General features: G+C 67.2%; 21 protein-coding genes. 10 read left to right on the top strand and 11 right to left on the bottom strand.

Annotated features, from left to right (window positions below):
- Window positions 1-21: 21 nt before the first annotated feature.
- From ACZYVJ_RS11500 to ACZYVJ_RS11475, 6 genes are read right to left on the bottom strand one after another with little or no spacing between them, the layout of a single operon-like run.
- The gene (locus ACZYVJ_RS11500) at window positions 22-576 is read right to left on the bottom strand and encodes a nuclear transport factor 2-like protein (RefSeq protein ID WP_463831107.1); all 555 of its coding nucleotides are present in this window, start codon (window positions 574-576) and stop codon (window positions 22-24) included.
- On the bottom strand, window positions 573-794 hold the full coding sequence (locus tag ACZYVJ_RS11495) for a ferredoxin (RefSeq protein WP_463831106.1): 222 nt from the start codon (window positions 792-794) through the stop codon (window positions 573-575). Before ACZYVJ_RS11495 ends, ACZYVJ_RS11500 begins: the two co-directional genes overlap by 4 nt.
- A 12-nt stretch (window positions 795-806) precedes the next feature.
- Entirely contained in the window at window positions 807-2159 is a 1353-nt protein-coding gene (locus ACZYVJ_RS11490; RefSeq protein WP_463831105.1) for a cytochrome P450, read from the bottom strand.
- 4 nt (window positions 2160-2163) lie between these two features.
- Window positions 2164-2979, bottom strand: coding sequence for an SDR family oxidoreductase (locus ACZYVJ_RS11485; protein ID WP_463831104.1), 816 nt, complete (start codon window positions 2977-2979; stop codon window positions 2164-2166).
- Entirely contained in the window at window positions 2980-4197 is a 1218-nt protein-coding gene (locus ACZYVJ_RS11480; protein ID WP_463831103.1) for a cytochrome P450, read from the bottom strand. It abuts the gene before it with no gap.
- Window positions 4197-4832 carry a TetR family transcriptional regulator gene (locus ACZYVJ_RS11475; protein WP_463831102.1) on the bottom strand — a complete coding sequence of 212 codons (636 nt, stop codon included), beginning with the start codon at window positions 4830-4832 and terminating at the stop codon, window positions 4197-4199. Before ACZYVJ_RS11475 ends, ACZYVJ_RS11480 begins: the two co-directional genes overlap by 1 nt.
- 210 nt (window positions 4833-5042) lie before the next feature.
- Here ACZYVJ_RS11475 and ACZYVJ_RS11470 point away from each other — a divergent pair, with 210 nt between their 5' ends.
- The 4 genes from ACZYVJ_RS11470 (at window position 5043) to ACZYVJ_RS11455 (ending at window position 8676) form a co-directional block, all read left to right on the top strand.
- Entirely contained in the window at window positions 5043-6512 is a 1470-nt protein-coding gene (locus tag ACZYVJ_RS11470) for an aldehyde dehydrogenase (protein ID WP_463831101.1), read from the top strand.
- 29 nt (window positions 6513-6541) lie between these two features.
- Complete coding sequence (locus ACZYVJ_RS11465) at window positions 6542-7291, top strand: SDR family oxidoreductase (RefSeq protein WP_463831100.1); 750 nt, start codon at window positions 6542-6544, stop codon at window positions 7289-7291.
- Window positions 7292-7390: 99 nt separating this feature from the next.
- Complete coding sequence (locus tag ACZYVJ_RS11460; RefSeq protein ID WP_463831099.1) at window positions 7391-8248, top strand: NAD(P)-dependent oxidoreductase; 858 nt, start codon at window positions 7391-7393, stop codon at window positions 8246-8248.
- Entirely contained in the window at window positions 8248-8676 is a 429-nt protein-coding gene (locus ACZYVJ_RS11455; RefSeq protein ID WP_044487447.1) for a carboxymuconolactone decarboxylase family protein, read from the top strand. Before ACZYVJ_RS11460 ends, ACZYVJ_RS11455 begins: the two co-directional genes overlap by 1 nt.
- Before the next feature lie 13 nt (window positions 8677-8689).
- Here ACZYVJ_RS11455 and ACZYVJ_RS11450 read toward each other — a convergent pair whose 3' ends face one another.
- Window positions 8690-9781: an aldo/keto reductase gene (locus ACZYVJ_RS11450; RefSeq protein ID WP_463831098.1), complete on the bottom strand. Its 1092-nt coding sequence runs from the start codon at window positions 9779-9781 to the stop codon at window positions 8690-8692.
- A gap of 74 nt (window positions 9782-9855) precedes the next feature.
- Here ACZYVJ_RS11450 and ACZYVJ_RS11445 point away from each other — a divergent pair, with 74 nt between their 5' ends.
- Both ACZYVJ_RS11445 and purD read left to right on the top strand, forming a co-directional pair.
- Entirely contained in the window at window positions 9856-10263 is a 408-nt protein-coding gene (locus tag ACZYVJ_RS11445) for a MarR family winged helix-turn-helix transcriptional regulator (RefSeq protein ID WP_463831097.1), read from the top strand.
- A 53-nt stretch (window positions 10264-10316) separates the two neighbouring features.
- Window positions 10317-11585 (top strand): phosphoribosylamine--glycine ligase, encoded by a 1269-nt coding sequence (gene purD, locus ACZYVJ_RS11440; protein ID WP_463831096.1) that lies wholly within the window; start codon window positions 10317-10319, stop codon window positions 11583-11585.
- Here the strand turns inward: purD and ACZYVJ_RS11435 are convergent.
- Window positions 11582-13165 (bottom strand): gamma-glutamyltransferase family protein, encoded by a 1584-nt coding sequence (locus ACZYVJ_RS11435; protein ID WP_463831095.1) that lies wholly within the window; start codon window positions 13163-13165, stop codon window positions 11582-11584. The genes purD and ACZYVJ_RS11435 overlap by 4 nt on opposite strands.
- An 18-nt stretch (window positions 13166-13183) precedes the next feature.
- Complete coding sequence (locus tag ACZYVJ_RS11430) at window positions 13184-14101, bottom strand: alpha/beta hydrolase-fold protein (protein ID WP_463832957.1); 918 nt, start codon at window positions 14099-14101, stop codon at window positions 13184-13186.
- A 61-nt stretch (window positions 14102-14162) separates the two neighbouring features.
- Here ACZYVJ_RS11430 and ACZYVJ_RS11425 point away from each other — a divergent pair, with 61 nt between their 5' ends.
- Window positions 14163-14780, top strand: a complete 618-nt coding sequence (locus ACZYVJ_RS11425; RefSeq protein WP_463831094.1) for a TetR/AcrR family transcriptional regulator — start codon at window positions 14163-14165, stop codon at window positions 14778-14780.
- A gap of 7 nt (window positions 14781-14787) precedes the next feature.
- Here the strand turns inward: ACZYVJ_RS11425 and ACZYVJ_RS11420 are convergent, their stop codons facing one another.
- Window positions 14788-15534, bottom strand: coding sequence for a DUF429 domain-containing protein (locus ACZYVJ_RS11420; RefSeq protein ID WP_463831093.1), 747 nt, complete (start codon window positions 15532-15534; stop codon window positions 14788-14790).
- A 49-nt stretch (window positions 15535-15583) separates the two neighbouring features.
- Between ACZYVJ_RS11420 and purB the strand changes: the two genes are divergently transcribed.
- The 3 genes from purB to ACZYVJ_RS11405 are packed head-to-tail and all read left to right on the top strand — an operon-like array spanning window position 15584 to window position 19286.
- The gene (gene purB, locus ACZYVJ_RS11415; protein WP_463831092.1) at window positions 15584-17002 is read left to right on the top strand and encodes an adenylosuccinate lyase; all 1419 of its coding nucleotides are present in this window, start codon (window positions 15584-15586) and stop codon (window positions 17000-17002) included.
- The gene (locus tag ACZYVJ_RS11410) at window positions 16999-18267 is read left to right on the top strand and encodes a cytochrome P450 (protein ID WP_463831091.1); all 1269 of its coding nucleotides are present in this window, start codon (window positions 16999-17001) and stop codon (window positions 18265-18267) included. The genes purB and ACZYVJ_RS11410 overlap by 4 nt, the downstream gene beginning before the upstream one ends.
- Window positions 18264-19286: a tellurite resistance/C4-dicarboxylate transporter family protein gene (locus ACZYVJ_RS11405; protein WP_463831090.1), complete on the top strand. Its 1023-nt coding sequence runs from the start codon at window positions 18264-18266 to the stop codon at window positions 19284-19286. The genes ACZYVJ_RS11410 and ACZYVJ_RS11405 overlap by 4 nt, the downstream gene beginning before the upstream one ends.
- On the opposite strand, the gene ACZYVJ_RS11400 is transcribed toward ACZYVJ_RS11405, so the two are convergent.
- Window positions 19251-19871 carry a hypothetical protein gene (locus ACZYVJ_RS11400; RefSeq protein WP_463831089.1) on the bottom strand — a complete coding sequence of 207 codons (621 nt, stop codon included), beginning with the start codon at window positions 19869-19871 and terminating at the stop codon, window positions 19251-19253. The two genes, ACZYVJ_RS11405 and ACZYVJ_RS11400, sit on opposite strands and share 36 nt — an antisense overlap.
- Window positions 19872-19881: the final 10 nt, after the last annotated feature.

Raw genomic sequence — 19881 nt, 5'->3', positions numbered from 1 at the left:
ATGCTTGGTTGGCTCCCGCTGTCACCAGATGGGGACGGGGGCCTCGCCAAGCGGGTAGTAGCCGGGCAGCTTTTCACCGGCGATGCTGCGCTCGATCCGCTTCTGCATGCCCGCGCTCAGGTCGCCGGACTCGATGAGCTTGCCGAACATGTACGCGACGTGGCCGAAGTCGAAGAAGTCGCGCTGCCATTCGATCTGCTGGTCGGCATTGAGCCGGAACCAGCTGCCGCCGATGCCGTAGATCTCGTCCTGGGTGCCGTCGGTCTTGTTGACGATCTGCTTCCAGAAGCCGACGATCTCGCCCTGCTTCTCGTCGATGAGCACCTTCTGGTACTCGTACACCCAGTTCTCCAGGCCTTCCATCTCCAGGCCCAGGGCGACGTCGCGAATCTCGTCGACGCCGACGCACATCACGTCTTCCTTGGGGCCGATATTCCAGCCGTAAGTGGCGTCTTGGGTGTAGAAGTCCGCCAACGGTCGCCAGTCACCGGCCTTCTCGCAGTCCTTGTTGGCCTGCAGCCAGCGGTCGACCCATGCCTCGAGATCTTCGCGCGAGTGTGACGCCTGTGAGTTCATGAGCCCTCAGTCTCCTTTATTTCCTTGATGAAAAGTGCTTGCGTTGGGCACATATCGACCGCGCGCTCAACTTCGTCGCGGGCGTCTTCGGGCGGCTCGGGGTCGAGGATCTCGACCTTGCCCCGCTTGGGCACCCGGAAGTAGTCGGGCGCCTCCAGTTCGCACATGGCATGGCTCTGACACAAATCCAGATCCGCTTCGATTCTGAATCCGCCCATCGGACTTACTCCTTACGCGCTGCGCTTGCGGTAGCGGACCTTGGCCGGCCGGGCCAGCTGCACGACCATCTTGGAGTGGTCGTTGTGATAGCTGTCCGCGGGCTGCGCCATCTCGAATTCATACTCGCGCAACAGAACCGAGAAGATCGCCTTGATCTGCATCTGGGCGAAGGCGGCGCCGACGCAGCGGTGCCGGCCCGCGCCGAACGGGATCCAGGTCCACCGGTTGACGATGTCGGCCTGCTCGGGCTTGTTGTAGCGGTCCGGCTTGAACTCATCCGGGTCGGGAAAGTCCTCTGGAATCCGGTTCGAGATCGCAGGCGACGCCGCGACGAAATCGCCGGCGTGAATCGGGAAGCCCTCGACCTCGAAGTCGCCCTGGGCCACCCGCATCAGGATGATCAGCGGCGGGTGCAGCCGCAGCGTCTCCTTGACCACGTTGTCCAGCTTCGGAATCGACCGCAGCGCATGGAAACTCACCTCCTGGCCGTCGGCGTAGAGCTCCTCGAGCTCGGCCAGCACCTCGGCGTACACATCGGGGTGCCGGATCAACTCGATCAGGGTCCACGCCGAGGTCCCCGAACTGGTGTGGTGCCCGGCGAACATCAGCGAGATGAACATCCCGGTGACTTCGTCGGCAGAGAAGCGGGGCCGGCCCTCTTCGTCCCTGATCGAGACGAGCACGTCGAGCATGTCACGGTCGGCCTTGTCCTTCGGCGGGTTGGCCAGCCGCTGGTTCATGATTTCCTGCACCAGCGCAACGAGTTTGACGCGGGCCTCGTCGCGGCGCCGAAAGCTCTCGATCGGCAGGTAGGGGTCGACGTAACACAGCGGGTCGGTGCCGCGTTCCAGCTCGTGGTAGTACTCGGCGAACCGGTGGTCGAGCTGGTTGCGAAATTTCACGCCGATCAGGCAGGCCGTCGAGGTGTAGATGGTCAGCTCGGAGAAGAAGTCGAGCAGCTCGATCTCACCCTCGTCGCCCCAGTCGGCGATCATCCCCTTCACCTGAGCCTCGATGGTCGCGGCGTGGCCCTTCATCTGCTCACCGCGCAGCGCCGAGTTGTGCAGCATCTCCTTGCGCCGCTCCGGGCTGGCGTCGAACACCACACCCTTACCGAAGATCGGCGCCATGAATGGGTACGCCGCAGCCTGGTCCAGGTCCTCGTCGGCGGACCGGAAGAAGAACTCGTTGGCACCGGCGCCGGAGAGCAGGATGACGTGCTTGTCGACCAGCTGGAACCAGCCGACGTCACCGCACTCGTCGCGGACGCGATTCATCAAACCGATTGGGTCGGTGCGGAATTCCTCGAGGTGGCCGTGCTCTTCTTCGCCGCCGGAAACCCGCGGCACGATAGCGGTAGTCATGTGCTCACTCTCCCCCGCCGAGTGCGAGTTTCTGGCGATCTTTGTTGTCGGCCAACGGGGCTTCGGGCTGAAGCTCCATGTTCGCGATGAAGCCGCCGCGCGGTGTCTCGGCGACGAACGTGATGGCCCGCCCGAGATCCGCCGCGCGCAGGAAGTAGTCGTGCCGGGCCTGGCCCCACTTGGCCCAGTCCTCCAGTGCGGGGCCGATCTTCTCGGCCGGCAGGCTCCAGCCCATCGACGTCTTGGTCGGGCCCGGATGCACGATCGAGGCCCGCACGCCGGTGCCCTCGAGTTCCATCTGGAAGTTGGTGACCATCGCGACGAGCGCTGCCTTGGCCGCGCCGTAGGCGCCCATGTGGGGGCGCTGCCGCAGGGCCACGTCGGAACCCACGAAGATCAGGTCGCCGCGTTGCCGGTCGAGCATGCCGGGCAGCACCGCGGTGGCCAGCCGGTTGGCGCCGACCAGGTGGATCTGCAGCTGCGACTCGAACTCGTCGGTGGTTATCTCGGCGAGCTTGCCGAAGTAGGTGTCTCCGGCACCTGCCACCAGCACCTCGATGTCGCCGAGCGCCTCGGTCGACTGTGCGACAAAGGATTTCACCGAGTTCGGGTCGGTGACGTCCAGGTGGAATCCGACCGCCTCGCCGCCGTCGGCATTGATCTTGCCGACGATGTCGTCGAGCTTCTCGACGCGGCGGGCCCCCAGGGCGACCGGGAATCCGTGTGCCGCGAGTTCGATCGCGGTTGCCTCCCCGATGCCGGAGGATGCTCCGGCCACGATGGCGGGCCGGCGTTCGGGCAGGGGTTCAAACCGGGGCATTCAGCGGACCTCCACGCTCATTGGTAGGTGAGCGAATCCGCGGACATTGCTCGAGTGGACGCGGACGGCGTTGGCCTCGTCCACCTCGTATCCGCGGATTCGCTTGAACAACTCGGTGAGCGCCACCCGGGCTTCCATTCGCGCCAGATGCGCGCCAAGGCAGAAGTGCGCGCCGCTACCGAAACTCAGTAGTTTGGGCCCGATTTCGCGCCCGATCAGGTAGTCGTCGGGGTTGTCGAAGACCCGCTCGTCGCGATGCCCGGACCCGGGCAACAGCAGCAGGACATCGCCCTCGGGAATGGTGGTGTCGTAGAGGGTGAGCTCGCCGGACACGGTGCGAGCCAGGATCTGGCTGGAGGTGTCGTAGCGCAGGGTCTCCTCGACCCACAGCGGCACCCGCGACTGGTCCTCGTAGACCGGTGTCAGTTGATCCGGGTTCTTGTGACCCCAAAATGCGGCATTGGCAAGCAGTTTGGTGGTGGTCTCGTTGCCGGCGATCACCATCAGGAACATGAAGCCGAGCACCTCATCGTCGGTGAGCCGGTCGCCGTCGATCTCGGCCTCCAGCAGCGCCGAGGTCAGATCGTCGCTCAGCTTCTCGCGTCGCTCGGCCACCATGCCCTGGTAGTACACGATCAGGTTGAGGGAGGCCTCCACCGCCTCGGGCGGCACGTCGTTGACGCCCTCCTCGCGGTGCATCACCCCGTCGGCCCAGGCCCGCACCTGGTCCCGATCCGGCTCGGGGACGCCCATCAACTCGGAGATGACGTCCATGGGCAGCTTGCCGGCGAACTCGTCGACGTAGTCGACCGTACCGTCCTTGGCCTTGGCCAGCATGGTGTCGAGATGCTGTGTCGCGATCTCGGTGACCCGGGGCTCGAGTTCGCGAATCCGGCGCGGGGTGAAGCCTTTCGAGACCAGCGTGCGCAGCCGCAGGTGGGCGGGATCGTCCATCGCCAGGAAGGACATCGTCTTGCTGGCGTGCGGGCCTCGCGATGCCGGGTCCAGCGAGACGCCGTACTTGTTGGAAAGCGTTGTGCTGTTACGGAATCCCTGCAACACGTCCTGGTGCCGCGACAGCGCCCAGAACTTCAGCTCGTCATTACGATACAGCGGGGCCTCGTCGCGCAGCCGCTTGTAGTAGGGGTACGGATCTTCGTGGAAGTCGTAGTCGTAGGGATCGAGGACCAGCTCGTGGTCGCCCACATGGACGGTCATTAAGTTCTTGTCTCCTGGCTTGTGTTCCCGGGGCCGGGCAGGATCAGGCTCACTACATAGGCCAATTGGTCGGCGATCTGGTGATAGGTGAACTGGCCGCTCGCGGCCTGTACCAATGCGCCGAAGAACATCATCTCGAGCGCGGCCACCGTCTTCGGGTCGGCGCCGGGCCCGATCGCCGTCGCGATGCGCCGGTGGATCTCCGCGCCGATGCGGTCGCGCACGGCACCCACCGCAGGATCGGTCCCGCCGCCGAGCAATGCCGTCGTGCACGCGGCACCCACCTCGGGCTCGTCGGCGACCACCAGCGCCAGGTGACGCAACACCTGGTCCACCCGGACCGGCATCGGGTCGTTGACGTCGGTGAAGAACGGAACCTGCCGCACCAGGTCCAAGTAGACCTCGGCGATCAGGTGGTTCTTCGACGAGAAGTAGGTGTACGCGGTGGCCGGAGCGACTTTGGCCCGGGCAGCGACCGCGCGCACGGTCAGGTCGGCGTAGGACTTCTCGCGCAAGGTTTCGATGCCGGCCACGAGCACCTTGCGGAAGGTCTCCTCCTGGCGACGGTTGCGCGCCGGCTGACCGGTCTGGCGGTCGCCGTCGGATGTGATCGTCACCAGTGCGTCGCTGGACACATGTCCAAGCTAGTGGATCGAAACGGCGTGAAGCAAGCCCGTGACACAAATACGCAGTGTAATGACTATTTTTTAGAGCAATCTCCACGCCGTTCGAGATCGGCCCTTGCACCTTCGGCGACCTGGCGACTATGGTTCGATCGGACATTATCGGACAACTGTCCACCATATTGGCGCGCCGGAGTGGACGCGCGCAGACGGGAGCGGGACATGGCCTTGTTGGCCGACGGCGTGAGTGAGCTCTTCATCGACGGCAAGCTGTCGGCCGGCAGCGCCGGCAACTTCCCCACGGTGAACCCGGCGACCGAAGAGGTGCTGGGCGTCGCGGCCAACGCCGACGCCTCCGACTTGGACCGCGCCATCGACGCCGCGCGGCGCGCCTTCGACGAGACGGACTGGTCGCGCAACACCGAATTGCGGGTGCGGTGCATACGGCAGCTGCGCGACGCGATGCGCGACCACATCGAAGAACTGCGCGACATCACCATCGCCGAGGTCGGCGCACCCCGGATGCTCACGTCGGCCGCCCAGTTGGAGGGACCGGTCGGCGACCTCAGCTTCGCGGCCGACACCGCCGAGTCCTACGAGTGGAACTCCGACCTCGGCCAGGCATCGCCGATGGGCATCCCGACCCGGCGCACGATCGCGCGGGAGGCCGTCGGTGTCGTCGGCGCAATCACCCCGTGGAACTTCCCGCACCAGATCAATCTCGCCAAACTGGGGCCCGCGCTGGCCGCCGGCAACACCGTGGTGCTCAAGCCCGCACCGGACACCCCCTGGTGTGCCGCCGTGCTCGGCGAAATCATCGCCGAGCACACCGACTTCCCGCCCGGCGTCGTCAACATCATCACATCGAACGACCACCGGCTGGGGGCGCTGCTCTCGAAAGACCCTCGGGTGGACATGGTTTCGTTCACCGGGTCGACGGCGACCGGCCGCAGCGTCATGGGCGATGCCGCCGCGACCATCAAGCGGGTGTTCCTGGAGCTGGGCGGCAAGTCGGCGTTCGTCGTTCTTGACGACGCCGACCTGGGCGGGGCGTGCTCGATGTCGGCGTTCACCGCGGCCATGCACGCCGGCCAGGGCTGCGCCATCACGACCCGGCTGGTGGTGCCGCGGGCCCGTTACGACGAAGCCGTCGCCATCGCCGCGGGCACCATGGGCTCGATCAAGCCCGGCGACCCCGACAACTCCGGAACCGTCTGCGGGCCAGTCATTTCCGCGCGGCAGCGGGACCGGGTGCAGAGCTACCTCGATCTGGCGATCACCGAGGGTGGGACGTTCGCCTGCGGCGGTGGCCGTCCGGCGGACAAAGATCGCGGGTTCTTCATCGAACCCACCGTCATCGCGGGTCTGACCAACGACGCGCGGCCCGCCCGTGAGGAGATCTTCGGGCCGGTGCTGACCGTGATCGCCTACGACGGCGAAGACGACGCGCTGCGCATCGCCAACGACTCTCCATATGGCCTGTCGGGCACGGTGTTCGGTGCCGACCCCGAGCGTGCGGCCAACTTCGCCGCGCGGATGCGGGTGGGCACCGTCAATGTCAACGGCGGTGTCTGGTACTCCGCCGACGCGCCGTTCGGCGGCTACAAGCAATCCGGCAACGGACGCGAAATGGGCCTGGCCGGCTTCGAGGAGTACTTGGAGATCAAAACCATTGCCACAGCTGTGCAGTGACCGCGCCAACAGGCGACCGAGAGGAAAACATGCGATTCGAGAATAAAGTCGGCATCGTCACCGGTTCCGGTGGCGGCATCGGGCAGGCGTACGCCGAGGCGCTGGCCCGAGAGGGCGCGGCGGTGGTGGTCGCCGACATCAACGCCGAGGCCGCCGATGCCGTCGCCAAGCAGATCGTCGCCGACGGCGGAACCGCCATCAGCATCCCGGTCGACGTGTCCGACCCCGCATCCGCGAAGGAGATGGCCGACCGCACGCTGGCCGAATTCGGCGGCATCGACTACCTGGTCAACAACGCCGCGATCTTCGGCGGCATGAAGCTCGACTTCTTGCTCACCATCGACCCGGAGTATTACCGCAAGTTCATGAGCGTGAACCTGGACGGGGCGCTGTGGTGCACCCGCGCGGTGTACAAGAAGATGGCCAAGCGCGGCGGCGGAGCGATCGTCAACCAGTCGTCTACCGCCGCCTGGCTTTACGCGAACTACTACGGGCTGGCCAAAGTCGGGCTCAACGGGCTGACGCAACAACTCTCCCGCGAACTGGGTGGCCAGAATATCCGGATCAACGCGATCGCCCCCGGCCCCATCGACACCGAGGCCAACCGGACCACCACCCCCAAAGAGATGGTCGACGACATCGTCAAGGGTCTGCCGCTGTCGCGGATGGGCACGCCTGCGGATCTGGTCGGCATGTGCCTGTTCCTGCTCTCCGACGAGGCGTCGTGGATCACCGGACAGATCTTCAACGTTGACGGCGGGCAGATAATCCGATCATGAGTCGCACCGTCGACGATGCAGAGCAAAAGAGCGATGTGGGGGCAAGCCCCCACAAGTGGGAGGTACCCCCACCCGCTGGCGGGGGAGAGGAGCGGCGCCATGAGTGACGATGTGAAGCTCGGCTACATCGGGCTGGGCAATATGGGCGCGCCGATGGCCACGAAGATGACCGAATGGCCTGGCGGGGTAACGGTTTACGACATCCGCACCGAGGCGATGACCCCGCTGGTCGAAAAGGGCGCCAGCCTGGCCGACAGCGTCGCCGACGTCGCCGCGGCCGACATCATCCATATCACCGTCCTCAACGACGCCCAGGTGCGTGAGGTCGTCGGCGAACTCGCGGCCAACGCGAAACCCGGCACCGTCATCGCGATCCACTCGACCATCAGCGACACCACGGCGGTCGAGCTCGCGGCCGAATACAAGCCCCAGGGCATCCACATCGTCGACGCGCCGGTCAGCGGCGGGGCCGCGGCGGCGGCGAAGGGTGAGCTCGCCACCATGGTGGGCGCCGAGCGGGAGGTCTACGAGAAGATCAAGCCGGCGTTCAAACACTGGGCGGCGATGGTCGTCCACGCCGGCGAGCCGGGTGCGGGAACCCGAATGAAGCTGGCGCGCAACATGTTGACATTCACCTCGTACGTCGCGGCGTGTGAGGCCATGAAGCTGGCCGAGGCGGCCGGGCTCGACCTGCAGGCGCTTGGGCGGGTGGTCCGCCACACCGACGCGCTCACCAGCGGTCCGGGGGCGATCATGGTGCGCGAAGATATGAAAGACATTGAGCCGGATAACTTCCTGTACCAGTCCTTTGTGCACGCCCGTGGCCTGGGCGAGAAGGACTTGAGCCTGGCGCTGGCACTCGGCGAGTCGGTGTCGGTCGACCTGCCGCTTGCCCGGCTGGCGTACCAGGGATTGGCAGCGGGACTTGGTGTGCCGCACACAGAGAAAGAGGCGTGATGGACGAGCTGCGCAGCAAGGGCCTTGCGAAGATGAACGAGGTCTACGGCTGGGAGATGCCCAACATCGAAGGCGACGCGTACTTCGACCTGACCGTGGACCATCTGTTCGGCAGCATCTGGACGCGACCGGGATTGTCGATGCGCGACAAGCGCATCATGACGCTGACGGCGGTGACCGCGATCGGAAATCGCGACCTGGCCGAAATCCAAATCAACGCCGCACTTCTCAACGGCGAGCTCACCGAGACCGAACTGAAGGAGATGGCCGTCTTCCTCACCCACTATCTCGGCTTCCCGTTGGGTTCGGCGCTCAACGGTGCGGTCGACGCCGTGGTTGCCAAGCGCAAGAAGGCCGCGGCGAAGGGTTCCGGCGAGGACAAGAAGGCCAACGTGGATGCCGCGTTGAAGATGCACTCGGGCGAGTAACCCGCCAGTCTCATTACGGCTGAACGCCTTCGGGCATCACATACTCGGAGATCGGCCCGGCGATCCCGTTGACCGTTGTTCCGCCGTTGAGGATGCCCGGCGCCATCTCCAGCATGTTGTGCGGGAATCCGAACCGCGGCTTGGTCAGCGTGTCGAGCCGGGCGAGCTCCTCGGCGCTCAGATTGACGTCGACGGCCCGGACGTTGTCCTCGAGCTGGGCGGGCCGGCGGGCCCCGATGATGACGGAGGAGACGGCGCGCTGCGCGCGCACCCAGGCCAGCGCAACGCTGGCGACGTTGGTCTCGTGCGCCTTCGCGATGTCCTCGAGTTCGTCGATAACGGCGTAGGTCTTCTCGTTGAGAAAGGCGTCGACCATGGCGCCGCGGTCGGCGTTGTGCCGGCCGCTGTTGGCGCGGGTGTACTTGCCGCTGAGGACGCCACCCTTCAACGGCGACCACGGTGTGATGCCGAGGCCGAATTCGGAGGCCATCGGGACGAGGTCCTGTTCGATGGCGCGTTCCAGGAGTGAGTATTCGACCTGCAACCCGACGAACGACGACCAGCCGCGGAATTGGGCGATGAGGTTGGCCTGGGCGATCTTCCACGCCGGGGTGTCCGAAACCCCGATGTAGCGCACCTTGCCGGCCCGGACCAGGTCCTCGAGCGCCGCCATGGTCTCCTCGATGGGGGTGTTGGAGTCCCAGATGTGCAGCCAGTACAGGTCGATGTAGTCGGTTTGCAAGCGCCGCAACGAGTTCTCGCAGGCGTTGATCAGCGACTTGCGGCCCGAGCCGCCGCCGTTGGGATCACCCGGATACAGGTTACCGCTGAACTTGGTCGCGATCGCCAGCCGATCGCGGCGGGCGGGGTGGCGCCCGATGTGGTCGCCGATGATCTTCTCGGAGTGGCTTCGGGTGTAGAAGTTGGCGGTGTCGATGAAGTTACCGCCGAGCTCGAGGTATCGATCGATGATCTGTTGGGACTCTTCCACACTGGTGCCCCAGCCGAGGTCTTCGCCGAACGTCATGGCGCCCAGGCACAGAGGGCTGACACGCAGACCGGATCGCCCGAGTGTCACGTATTGATCCAGCGGCATGATGCCCACTTCCTGGTAGATTGTTCGGCTATGAGGTTGTTCATAACAAAACTAGTTCATAGCTGAACGATCTGGCAAGTCGAATGTCTGCAGTCGATGCGGCCAAGATCTGGTCACTGAACTACCGGGTGCTGCTCTCGGTCATCTCGTGCGCCGAGGCCGATATCTGCGCGCTGGGCCTCGAGTCCAAGGAACTGTTCCTGCTGGCCGAGATCGACGAGCATCCCTATCCGGCCGAACTGGCCGCGACGCTGAGCATGCCCAAGGCGACGGTGACGCTGTACCTCAAGCGGCTCGAGGCCGCGGGGTTCGTGCGCCGTGAAATCGACCCGTGCGATTTGCGTCGCCACCGGCTACTGCTCACCCCGGCCGGACGCCAGGCCGCGAGGAAAGGGCTGACCCTGCTCTCCGACGAGTTCGACAAGCGCCTCGGACGCCTCACCGTCGCGCAGCGCAACGACCTCAGGGCGCTGCTGGAGAAAATCGTCTGAATCCTCCGGGGACTGTGGGCGTGGGCCGTTTGACCGGGCTAGTCTGACGTGTCGTGCGCGTCCTGGTGATTGGTTCCGGTGCCCGTGAGCATGCGTTGCTGCTGGCGCTTCGCAAAGACCCCGAGGTCACGGGGCTGGCGATCGCTCCCGGCAACGCCGGCACCGCGCGGCTGGCCGACCAGCACGACGTCGATGTCACCTCGGCCGACGACGTCGTCGCCCTGGCGCGCGAGGTCCGCGCCGACCTGGTGGTCATCGGACCAGAGGTGCCGCTGGTCCTCGGGGTGGCCGACGCGGTGCGGGCCGCGGGCGTCGCCTGCTTCGGTCCCAGCAAGGACGCCGCCCGCATCGAAGGCTCCAAAGCTTTCGCCAAAGAGGTCATGGCCGCGGCCGGGGTGCGCACCGCGACCAGTGAAATCGTCGATAGCCCCGCGCATTTAGACGCCGCCCTGGATCGGTTCGGTCCGCCGGCGGGGGATGCGGCCTGGGTGGTGAAGGACGACCGCTTGGCCGCCGGTAAGGGCGTCGTGGTGACCGCGGATCGCGGTGTCGCACGCGCGCACGCCGCCGGGCTGCTCGAGGCGGGGCACCCGGTGCTGTTGGAGTCCTATTTGGACGGCCCCGAGGTGTCGCTGTTCTGCGTCGTTGACGGCGCAACCGTGGTGCCGCTGCTGCCGGCGCAGGACTTCAAGCGGGTCGGCGACGGCGACAGCGGGCCCAACACCGGCGGTATGGGCGCCTACGCGCCGGTCCCGTGGCTTCCCGACGAGGTGTACCGCGACGTGGTCAGCAACATCATCGGACCCGTTGCGGCCGAAATGGTTGCGCGGGACAGCTCGTTCAGCGGCTTGCTCTATGCCGGACTCGCGATCACCGCGAACGGCCCCGCGGTGGTCGAATTCAATTGTCGCTTCGGCGATCCCGAGACCCAGGCGGTGCTGGCGCTGCTGGAATCGCCGCTGGGCCAGCTTCTGCAGGCGGCGGCCAGTGGCACCTTGGCGGACTTCGGCGAGCTGCGCTGGCGCGAGGGCGCGGCCGTGACGGTGGTGGTGGCCGCGGAGAGCTATCCCGGACGCCCCCGTGTGGGAGACGTCATCGTGGGCTCGGAGGCCGACGGGGTACTGCACGCCGGAACGGCGCGGCGCGACGACGGCGAGATCGTCTCGTCGGGTGGCCGGGTGCTGTCGGTGGTGGGCACGGGCGCCGACTTGACGGCCGCCCGGGCCAACGCCTACCAGGTCGTGCGTTCAATTCGCCTGCCGGGCAGTCATTTCCGCAGCGACATCGCCCAGTTGGCGGCCGACGGGAAGATCCGCGTCTAGAAGGCGGCGGCCTGACCGTCCCGGCGCGGATCGCTGGCTGCGAAGTAGCCGCCGTCCAGGCGCCAGATCGCCTGACAGCTGCCGAATTGGTTGTAGTCGTCGACGGCGACCAGATCGTGTCCGCGGCGGCGCAATTCGTCCAGCGTCGAATCCGGGAAACCCTTTTCACAGCTGACCTGCATGTCCTCGACCCACCGGAACCGCGGCCCGTCGCATGCCGCCTGCGGGTTCTGCCCGTGGTCGGCGATGCGCACCAGCACCTGTACGTGGCCCTGGGGCTGCATCATGCCGCCCATCACCCCGAAGCTCATGACCGCTGCGCCGTCTTTGGTCACGAATCCGGGGATGATGGTGTGGTAGGGACGCTTGTTCGGAGCCACGGTATTCGGATGTCCAGGGGTGGCAACGAAATTCGCGCCCCGGTTTTGCAGAGCGATCCCCGTGCCCGGGACCACCACGCCCGAACCGAACCCCATGTAGTTCGACTGGATCATCGACACCATCATCCCCGCGGCGTCGGCCGCGGTGAGGTAGACGGTTCCGCTCGCCGGGGCCCCGGCGGATGCGGGCTTGGCCCGTCCGCGGTCGATCAGCCCGGCGCGCTGCTTCAGGTACTCCTTGTCCAACAGGCGTTCTGGCCCCAGCGGCATGTGTTCGATGTCGCCGACGTAGGCCTGGGCGTCGGCGAACGCCAGCTTCACCGCTTCGATTTGCAGGTGCACGCTGTCAGCGGAATCCGCAGGCAGCGAGGCCATGTCGAAGTGTTCCAGGATGCCCAGGGCGATGAGCGCGACGATGCCCTGCCCGTTGGGCGGGATCTCGTGCACCGTGTACCCGCGGTAGCCGCCGTCGACGGTACCCACCCAGTCGGCGCGGTGAGCCGCCAGGTCGCTGGCCCGCATGGCGCCGTCGTTGCCCAGCGCGTGCGCCTCGAGCTTGGCGGCCAGTTCCCCGCGGTAGAAAGCCTCTCCGTTGGTCGCGGCGATCGTCTCGAGCGTCGCGGCATGATCGGGCAAGCTGAAACGCTCACCCGGTTTCGGGGCCCGCCCCCGGGGCAGAAACGCGGGGGCGAAACCGGGCTGACTTTCAAAGAGCGGCACCTGCGCCGCCCATTGCTCGGCGACGGTCGGTGAGACCGGAAAGCCGTTGCGGCCGTAGGATACTGCGGGTTCGAAGAGCCGCTCGAACGGTAACTTGCCGAACTTGGCATGCAGTTCGGTCCACGCCGACACCGCGCCGGGCACGGTCACCGAATTCCAGCCCAAGACCGGAACGCCCTTGCCGCCGAAGTATTCCGGCGTCCACGCTGCGGGCGAGCGGCCCGAGGCGTTCAGGCCGTGAAGTTGCTTGCCATCCCACACGATGGCGAAGGCGTCCGAACCGATGCCATTGGACACCGGCTCCACGATCGTCAGGGTGATGGCTGTGGCGATGGCCGCGTCCACTGCGCTGCCACCCTGCGCGAGCATCCGCAGGCCCGCCTGGGCGGCGAGGGGTTGCGATGTGCACACAACGTTTTCCGCCAGGATGGGCTTGCGTGGCCAGGCGTACGGGAAGGTCCAGTCGAAAGGTGCGGTCACCTTCGCGAGCGTAACTCGCTACGCCGTCAGCAGCGGTGCCATCCAGGTCAGCTCGGCGGGCAGCTGCGAGCTCCAAAATGCCCCGTCGTGGCCGCCGGGCGAGAAGCCGCCGGCCGGCGGATTGGGCAGTTGCGCGATGAACTGCTTTGTCGCGGCGTAGAACGGATCGCTGTCGCCGCAATCGATCCGGATCGGGATCGAGGCCAGGGCGGGCATGCCGTACACCGAGTTGGCCGCGAAGTCGTCCGGCCCGTCGAAGGCTCCCGGTGCGGCCGCACCCGAGGACATCCACAGCGCCGGGCTCACCGCGCAGATCGCCGCGGTGCGGGACGGTCCCAGCCGGCCGCCCAGCAGCAGTGCGCCGTAGCCGCCCATCGACCAACCCAGGAACGCCACCCGTGAAGTGTCCAGATTCTGGTTGCCCAGCATCGGGATGAGCTCGTCGAGCACCATCGCGCCGCTGTCCTCGCCGGACGACCGCTTGTGCCAATAGCCGCCACCGCCGTCGACGGCGACCACCGCGAACGGCGGCAGTCCGGCATCGACGGCCTGCGCCAGACCGTGTTCGACGCCGCCCGCCATCACGGTGGACGCGTCACTGCCCTTGCCGTGCAGCGCGATCACGGGTCGCAGCGGCTTCGTCTGGCCCGGCGGGCGCGCGATGGCCCAGTTGGTGTTCGCCCCGCCGCGCGCGGCGGAGACGAAGGAACCGGTCACCATCGTCGGCGCGGCTGCGGCGGAGGGAGCCGGATCGCGAGGTGGGCTGGGCGGCGGCGCCAACGGCATCTGGGTACCGGCCGTCGACGCCGGCATCGCGTGAGATGTGCGGGGCTCTAACAGGATGTCGAGCCCGTAGGCGCCCGCCGCCCCCACCGCCGCACTGGCGCCGAGACCCAGCAGGGCGCGTCGGCTCAAGTCGGGCATGCGGGCCATTATGCCCTGGCCGTTTGGCCGAAATGGCAATGCAGTACCACTTTGGCTGGCACGATGGCTACTCGTGACTGCAGCGGTTACTCCAAAAGGAGAACGTCGACGGTACGCGCTCGTCAGCGCCGCCGCCGAGCTGCTGTCCGAGGGTGGCTTCGAAGCGGTGCGGCACCGGGCGGTTGCCCGACGGGCCGGATTGCCGTTGGCGTCCACCACGTATTACTTCTCCTCGCTCGACGATCTGATCGCACGCGCCGTCGAACACATCGCGATGATCGAGGTGGCGCAGTTGCGGTCGCGAGTCAGCGGCTTGTCGCGGCGGCGCCGGGGACCGGAGACCCTCGCCGACGTGCTGGCCGATCTGCTCGTGGGCGACGTGTCCGGCCCGGGCCGCACCGATCAGCTGATCTCGCGATACGAGCGACACATCGCGTGCACCCGCCTGCCCGCGCTGCGCGAGACCATGCGCCGCAGCCTGCGCCAGCGCGCCGAGGCGGTCGCCGAGGCCATCGAGCGCTCGGGCCGTTCGGTGCACATCGAACTGGTGTGCACGTTGATCTGCGCGGTCGACGGTTCGGTGGTGTCGGCCCTGGTGGAGGGCCGCGATCCGCGCGCGGCGGCACAAGGTGCGGTGGTCGACCTGATCGAGGTGCTCGCGCCCATCGACCAGCGGCCGGTGCAGATCTGACCGACCGCTACGTGCGGATCGGATCCGCAGGCAGCGACGGAGTCACGATGTACCCGGTGTCCAGGTCGCCGTAGATCGTCACGTTTCCCGGGCTGTGCTGCGCGTACAAGCCCGCATAGGCGCAGACCACGGCGTCGACCGGATCCTCCGCGCGGCGCAGCTCGCTCTTGCGCTGCGCGGCCGCGACGGCCCGGCGCAGCGCGACCCAGCCGGCGTGCCCGGCCACGCACAGCGGCACCGGGGCCTGCGCCAGCCGCTCGACGCCGTCCATCAGCAGCAGCAACTCGGATTTGAGTCCGTCCACGGTGCGCCCGGGCTTCGCCTTGTATTTCAGGGTCCGCTCCAGGCGGAACAGCGCGACGGTCGCCGCGTGCGGGTAGACCTCGATGGCGCGCCGGGCGGCCGGCGATCGCGGATCCAGATCCAGGCCCAGCGCCGCGGCCAGCCGGCCGGCGCGCGGGCCGTCGGCAAACTCGGGTTTTCCGGTGTTGCACGGGTGGGCGCCGGCCTGGTACCTGCGGAAGTCACGGTTGAGCGCGGTCTCGGCGGGACGCTGGCCGGTCGGGTTGGTCACGACCAGGGGCGCGTCGAAGGCGACCAGGCAGTCGCCCCGCACGAAGGGATGCAACGCGGCCAGGATCTCGTCGTCGTCGCGGACCGCGCACACGCTCACCAGGGCGCCGCCCGAGTCGACCACGGCGACGCCGGTCGGGTTACGACCCGCCCAGGCGAGGTCGACGCCGGCGAAGTACATCCGCATAGGCTATGACCGCGACCGTAAGCTGTGTGTTCGTGAGGACCAAGTGAGCATTCCGAATGTGCTGGCCACTCGGTACGCCAGCGCCGAGATGGTCGCGATCTGGACGCCGGAGGCCAAGGTCGTCGCCGAGCGGCGGCTGTGGCTGGCGGTGCTGCGCGCGCAGGCGGAACTGGGCGTATCGGTGCCTTCCGAAGCCATCGCCGACTACGAGCGGGTGATCGAGGACGTCGACCTGGCGTCGATCGCGGACCGCGAGCGGGTGCTGCGCCACGACGTCAAGGCGCGCATCGAGGAATTCAATGCGCTGGCCGGTCACGAGCACGTGCACAAGGGCATGACCAGTCGCGACCTGACCGAGAACGTCGAGCAACTGCAGATCCGGCGCTCGCTGGAACTGGTCTTCGGTCACGGTGTCGCGGTCGCCGCGCGGCTCGCGGAGCGCGCCCTGGCCTACCGCGACCTGGTGATGGCCGGACGCAGCCACAACGTCGCCGCGCAGGCCACCACGTTGGGCAAGAGGTTCGCCTCGGCGGCACAGGAGACGTTGATCGCGTTGACCAGGCTGCGGGAGCTGATCGACCGGTACCCGTTGCGCGGCATCAAGGGCCCGATGGGTACCTCGCAGGACATGCTCGACCTGCTCGACGGTGACACGGCCAAGCTTGCCGACCTCGAGCGGCGCGTCGCCGAATTCCTGGGATTCGCAACGGTATTGACCAGTGTCGGACAGGTCTATCCGCGTTCGCTGGACCACGACGTGCTCTCGGCGCTGGTGCAGCTGGGTGCCGGGCCGTCGTCGTTGGCCCACACCATCCGGCTGATGGCCGGGCATGAACTGGTCACCGAGGGATTCGCGCCCGGACAGGTCGGCTCCTCGGCCATGCCGCACAAGATGAACACGCGGAGCTGCGAACGGGTCAACGGGTTGCAGGTTGTGCTGCGCGGTTACGCCTCGATGGCCGCCGAACTGGCGGGTGCGCAGTGGAACGAGGGCGATGTGTTCTGCTCGGTGGTGCGCCGAGTGGCGTTGCCGGACAGCTTCTTTGCCATCGACGGTCAGATCGAGACGTTCCTGACGGTGCTCGACGAGTTCGGCGCCTATCCGGCGGTGATCAGTCGCGAACTGGACCGCTACCTGCCGTTCCTGGCCACCACCAAGGTGTTGATCGCCGCGGTGCGCGCAGGCGTCGGGCGCGAGGCCGCGCATCATGTGATCCGGGAACACGCGGTGGCCACCGCGCTCGCCATGCGCGAACACGGCGCCGAGCCCGACCTGCTGGAGCGGCTGGCGGCCGACGAGCGGTTGCCGCTGGACCGGGCGGCGCTGGACGCCGCCCTCGCCGACAAGAAGGCGTTCACCGGGGCCGCCGGTGACCAGGTGGACGAGGTGGCGGCGCAGGTGGACGCGCTGGTGAACCGGTACCCGGACGCGGCCAAGTACGCCCCCGGTGCGATCCTGTGACGCTGGCCGGCGCGCTCGCGGAGATCGACTTCACCGATCTGGACAACTTCGCAGGAGGATTTCCGCACGATCTGTTCGCGATCCATCGTCGTGAAGCGCCGGTCTACTGGCATGCACCGACCGACAACACCCCGGACGGCGAAGGGTTCTGGTCGGTGGCCACGTACGCGGAAACACTTGAGGTGCTTAAGGATCCGGTGACATATTCATCGGTCACCGGTGGCCCGCGGCCGTATGGCGGCACGCTGTTGCAGGACCTGGCGATCGCGGGTCAGGTGCTCAACATGATGGACGATCCGCGGCATTCGCAGATCCGGCGGCTGGTCAGCTCCGGGCTGACGCCGCGGATGATCCGGCTGGTCGAGGACGACCTGCGGACCAGGGCCAGCCGGCTGCTGGACGCGGTGGTTCCGGGCGAGCCGTTCGACTTCCTGGTCGACATCGCGGCCGAATTGCCGATGCAGATGATCTGCATCCTGCTGGGAGTGCCTGAATCCGAACGGCATTGGTTGTTCGAGGCGATCGAGCCGCAGTTTGATTTCGGCGGCTCGCGCAAGGCTACGTTATCGCAGCTGTCGGTCTCCGAAAGAGACGCAGCGGCCGGGTCGCGGATGTATGAGTACGGTCAGCAGCTGATCGCGGCCAAGCGGGAGAACCCGACCGACGACATGTTGTCGGTCGTGGCGAACGCGATGCTGGACGGCCCCGATGGCGACCACGGATCGGCCCTGTCCGACCTCGAGCTGTACCTGTTCTTCAGCCTGTTGTTCAGCGCCGGCGCGGAGACCACCCGCAACGCCGTCGCGGGCGGCCTGCTGGCGCTGGCCGACCATCCGCACCAATTGCGGTCACTGCGCGGCGATCTCGGCGCGCTGCCCACGGCCGTCGAGGAGATGGTGCGGTGGACGTCGCCGTCGCCCTCCAAGCGCCGCACCGCCACCCGCGATGTCACGTTGGGCGGGCAGTCGATCGAGGCCGGGCAGAAGATACAGATCTGGGAAGGCTCGGCGAATCGCGACCCCGGCGTGTTCGAGAATGCCGACGAGTTCGATATCGCCCGAAAGCCCAACCCGCACTTGGGGTTCGGTCAGGGTGTGCACTATTGCCTTGGCGCCAACCTAGCCCGGCTCGAGCTGCGTGTCCTGTTCGAGGAGCTGCTGTCTCGGTTCGGTGGGGTCCAGGTCGTCCGGCCGGTCGAATGGGCCCGCAGCAATCGGCACACCGGCATTCGGCACCTCGTCGTGGAGCTACACGAACAACCGTGACGATCCGGTTCGCCGATGTCGAGCCCTCACCCGATGTGTTCGCCGCGGTGATGGCGACGGGAATCTTGTCGATCGGCGCGCACGATCACGGGTACCGGTTGATCAGCGACACGATGGGTGTGATCGCGACTGTCGGGCTGTTGTTTCTGGTTGCCCTGGTCATCGTGAAGGTCGCCACGCCCGGCCAGAAGTTGCGGTGGGACCTGACCGATCCCGACGTCACCCTGCGCCTGATCACCTTCGTCGCCGCCTGCGCGGTGATCGACACCCGCTTGTCGTCCAACGTGTGGGTGGCGCGGGTGCTCGGCGCGGTCGGCCTGGCGTCCTGGCTGGTGCTGATCTTGTTCAGCGCGCGAAACATGTTGGCGCACCGGTGGACGGAGCTACGCGACCGCGCCCACGGCCCGTGGCAGCTGGCCAGCGTGGGCACCTCCGGCTTGGCGATCGTGATCGCCCGGGCGGCCCGACAGACCGGCCATCACTGGTGGCTGGCGGTGGCCGTGGCCGGGTGGCTGGCGGCCCTGTGCATCTACGGCCTGATGACCTGGCTTACCCTCTGGCGGGTCGTCAACGAACGCCAGGACCGCGACGGCTTCGAACCGGACACCTGGATCCTGATGGGCGGCATGGCGATTGCGACGCTGGCCGGCGACAACATCCACGCCGTGGCTCCCGCCTGGCTGGCCGGTCCGGTGCGCGAGCTCAGCATCGTGACCTGGGTGACGGCCACCCTGTGGATACCGCCGCTGATCTACTTTGCGCTGCACCGCATCAGGCGCCATCCCAACATGCTGCAATTCACCGGTGTGTGGTGGGCTTTCGTGTTCCCGCTGGGCATGTACTCCGCGGCCAGCTTCGCCATGGCTCTCGAGCTCGGCCGGCACCCGCTGCTCACCGTCTCTCTGGTGTTCTTCTGGGATGCGTTGGCCGCGTGGCTCATTGTGGTCGTCGCCGGGCTGCTGCTGGTGGCGCGGGCGCTGTTGCTAGCTCCCGCGCAGCGCGATACCGGCCGACCGTAGTTCGAGCGCCACCAGGGCCCCGATGGTGGCCGGATCCTCACGGCGCCACCCGCCGACCGGATCCGCGCTGACGGCGATCAGCTTGCGGGGCGGGCGGTTGGTCAGGGCGCGCAGCGCAAGCAATTGCGCACCGGCCGGGGTCGCGGCCAGCGCGGTAACCGTCAACTTGCGCCGAAAGAATCGCAGCCGCAGAAGGAACCACGGCAGCGCAGCGATGAGGATCGGGACCGCGACGACGGCCATCGCGAGCAGCACCGCGAGCCAGCTCGCCGCGCTGTCCAGATCGTGGCCCGCGCCGGCGATGTCCAGCGCGGCGTGGCTGGCGGAGTTGAGCGGCTTGCTGACCGTGTCGCCCACCACCGGGATGTGCTGGGCGCCGTGGCCGGCGGACTCGAGGTTGCCGGCGATCCCCTTCGCACCGCTCTCCACCTGCCGGCCGGCGTCGGCGATGGTGGCGATGGCGTCGTAGACGGCCAGCCCGACGAGCAGCCAGAGCACCGTCCAGACGACGACAGCCAAGTCGCTGAACAGCTGGGCGGCCAGCCGGCCGGGCCTGGTGGAGTAGGGCAGAAACCGCAGTGTCATAGCCCCGATC

This window comes from Mycobacterium sp. IDUB_3 (assembly GCF_055419585.1).
This window is presented reverse-complemented; position numbering and strand designations above follow the sequence as displayed.

Coding starts and splice junctions, on each gene's coding strand:
- ACZYVJ_RS11500 (WP_463831107.1), bottom strand. CDS start 576: ATGAACTCACAGGCGTCACACTCGCGCGAAGATCTCGAGGCATGGGTC.
- ACZYVJ_RS11495 (WP_463831106.1), bottom strand. CDS start 794: ATGGGCGGATTCAGAATCGAAGCGGATCTGGATTTGTGTCAGAGCCAT.
- ACZYVJ_RS11490 (WP_463831105.1), bottom strand. CDS start 2,159: ATGACTACCGCTATCGTGCCGCGGGTTTCCGGCGGCGAAGAAGAGCAC.
- ACZYVJ_RS11485 (WP_463831104.1), bottom strand. CDS start 2,979: ATGCCCCGGTTTGAACCCCTGCCCGAACGCCGGCCCGCCATCGTGGCC.
- ACZYVJ_RS11480 (WP_463831103.1), bottom strand. CDS start 4,197: ATGACCGTCCATGTGGGCGACCACGAGCTGGTCCTCGATCCCTACGAC.
- ACZYVJ_RS11470 (WP_463831101.1), top strand. CDS start 5,043: ATGGCCTTGTTGGCCGACGGCGTGAGTGAGCTCTTCATCGACGGCAAG.
- ACZYVJ_RS11465 (WP_463831100.1), top strand. CDS start 6,542: ATGCGATTCGAGAATAAAGTCGGCATCGTCACCGGTTCCGGTGGCGGC.
- ACZYVJ_RS11460 (WP_463831099.1), top strand. CDS start 7,391: ATGAGTGACGATGTGAAGCTCGGCTACATCGGGCTGGGCAATATGGGC.
- ACZYVJ_RS11455 (WP_044487447.1), top strand. CDS start 8,248: ATGGACGAGCTGCGCAGCAAGGGCCTTGCGAAGATGAACGAGGTCTAC.
- ACZYVJ_RS11445 (WP_463831097.1), top strand. CDS start 9,856: ATGTCTGCAGTCGATGCGGCCAAGATCTGGTCACTGAACTACCGGGTG.
- ACZYVJ_RS11420 (WP_463831093.1), bottom strand. CDS start 15,534: ATGTACTTCGCCGGCGTCGACCTCGCCTGGGCGGGTCGTAACCCGACC.
- ACZYVJ_RS11400 (WP_463831089.1), bottom strand. CDS start 19,871: ATGACACTGCGGTTTCTGCCCTACTCCACCAGGCCCGGCCGGCTGGCC.